The organism is Methylocystis suflitae (assembly GCF_024448135.1).
GTDB lineage: Bacteria > Pseudomonadota > Alphaproteobacteria > Rhizobiales > Beijerinckiaceae > Methylocystis > Methylocystis suflitae.
In genome coordinates, this window is the sequence record NZ_JAMRYX010000162.1 from 1 (window position 1) to 1616 (window position 1616).

4 protein-coding genes and 1 pseudogene are annotated in these 1616 nt (G+C 64.3%); all 5 read left to right on the plus strand.

The annotated features are described in order from the left end of the window. Positions 1 to 207, plus strand: a pseudogene (locus tag NEI07_RS12225) (DUF2793 domain-containing protein); the annotation flags it as partial. Positions 208 to 277: 70 nt separating this feature from the next. Further along, positions 278 to 889, plus strand: a complete 612-nt coding sequence (locus NEI07_RS12230; RefSeq protein ID WP_256034884.1) for an N-acetylmuramoyl-L-alanine amidase — start codon at positions 278 to 280, stop codon at positions 887 to 889. A gap of 41 nt (positions 890 to 930) precedes the next feature. Next, positions 931 to 1107 carry a hypothetical protein gene (locus NEI07_RS12235; RefSeq protein WP_014890979.1) on the plus strand — a complete coding sequence of 59 codons (177 nt, stop codon included), beginning with the start codon at positions 931 to 933 and terminating at the stop codon, positions 1105 to 1107. 1 nt (position 1108) lies between these two features. Next, positions 1109 to 1330, plus strand: a complete 222-nt coding sequence (locus NEI07_RS12240; RefSeq protein WP_256034887.1) for a hypothetical protein — start codon at positions 1109 to 1111, stop codon at positions 1328 to 1330. After that, positions 1296 to 1511, plus strand: coding sequence for a hypothetical protein (locus NEI07_RS12245; RefSeq protein WP_256034888.1), 216 nt, complete (start codon positions 1296 to 1298; stop codon positions 1509 to 1511). The genes NEI07_RS12240 and NEI07_RS12245 overlap by 35 nt, the downstream gene beginning before the upstream one ends. Positions 1512 to 1616 lie beyond the last annotated feature (105 nt).

The window sequence follows — 1616 nt, forward strand, 5'->3', positions numbered from 1 at the left end:
GCGTCATACGCCAGCGGCGTTGGCCCTCTCAACCGAGCCGGCACAGGCGGCGGAGGCGGAGGTTCGCACGCAACGACTCCTGGCGGCGGAGGCGTTGGGGGGCTTGGCGGCGGTGGCGGCGGCGGCGGCGCGTCGCAGAACGGCGCCAATTCCGGCGCCGGCGGCAATGGCGGCGGCGGCTACGCCGTCGTCTTTGAATATTTCTGATCGCAAAACATCAAGCGCGTCGCGCGCGATTCTCATCAACAAACGACATCGGAAGAGAAGGAGTCGGCCCATGGCCTTCGCCGTGAAGAATCACGTCCTCCACCAAAACGACAAGCCTGTCGCTCAACAGCCGACGCCCAACGTCGGCGGCGTTTTGAAGCCCTCGCTGCTGATCATGCATTACACCGCCGCTCAGTCGGCGAAGGGCGCGATTTCCTGGCTGTGCAATCCCAACGCGAAAGCCTCCGCCCATCTTGTCGTCGATCTCGATGGCGAGGTGACGCAGCTCGCGCCGCTCAATCGCGTCGCCTGGCACGCGGGCAAAAGCGTTTGGAGGCGGCGCTCGAACTGCAACGCCTTTTCGATCGGCATTGAGCTGACCAACGCCGGACCCCTGACGAAGCTCGCCAACGGCAAATTCGCCGACGCATACGGAAAAAATGTGCCGGCGAGCCAGGTCGCAATGCTCGTCCACAAGCTGGATAGGGGCGGCGAAAAGCCCTGGATGATCTATCCCGCCCTACAGATTTCGGCCGCCGTCGATATCGCGAAGGCCATCTGCCAGACCTACGGCATCAGCGACATCGCCGGTCATGACGACATTGCGCCGACGCGCAAGCGCGATCCGGGTCCCGCCTTCGCCATGGAATCGTTCGTCTCGCGAGTCCTCGGCCGCAAATGAAACCGCGCCGGCGGCTTCCGGCATCAAAAAAGGAGCTCCCAATGCAAGGCTATCGCACCTATGTCGCCGCCGGGCTTGTCGCGCTGTTTGGCGCGCTCGCCTCGACCGACTGGATCGCCTTTCTCAATGATCCGAAGGCCGGCGCCATCGCCATCGGTTCGGCGGCGCTGATGGCGATCATGCGCAGCATCACCTCGACGCCGCCGGGAACGGCCTGACATGTCCAAGCTCACCGCGCTCAGTCTCGTCGCGGTCGCGGGCGTCGTCGCCTGTGCGCTTGGGCGCGCAGTGTTGGCGCGACTTGTCGCCGGCGGCGCCGCTAAGGAGAACGCGCGGCGCGCCGAATCCGATATGCGCGCCGCCAAGCGGCAGGCAGAAATCATGGTTGAGCGCAGGAGCGTTGAAGATGTTTCGCAAGATCTCGATCATGGTCGCTTTTAGCCTCGCTCTTGCGGCATGCCAATCGACGGGCGGAGGCTGTCCGCCGCTCGTCGCCTATTCTTTGGAAGAGCAGAAGATTGCGGCGAAGCAGCTGCGCGCCTTGCCCCAAAACGCGCCGCTCGCCGCCATGATCGTCGACTACAAGAAGATGCGAGACGCCTGCCGCGCCTCGGAGAGCTGAGGCGCATGGCCGCATTGCCTCGACTATTCATTGCGCATTCAGGGCTTTCAGCCGACTATGCGCCAGGGAGAGGCGCATGCGGGCCGCCGGAGGTTGTTGGAGACG

What these genes read in the sequence shown, in the direction of transcription:
- NEI07_RS12235 (WP_014890979.1), top strand. Translation starts at nt 931, where the DNA reads ATGCAAGGCTATCGCACCTATGTCGCCGCCGGGCTTGTCGCGCTGTTT.
- NEI07_RS12230 (WP_256034884.1), top strand. Translation starts at nt 278, where the DNA reads ATGGCCTTCGCCGTGAAGAATCACGTCCTCCACCAAAACGACAAGCCT.
- NEI07_RS12245 (WP_256034888.1), top strand. Translation starts at nt 1,296, where the DNA reads ATGTTTCGCAAGATCTCGATCATGGTCGCTTTTAGCCTCGCTCTTGCG.
- NEI07_RS12240 (WP_256034887.1), top strand. Translation starts at nt 1,109, where the DNA reads ATGTCCAAGCTCACCGCGCTCAGTCTCGTCGCGGTCGCGGGCGTCGTC.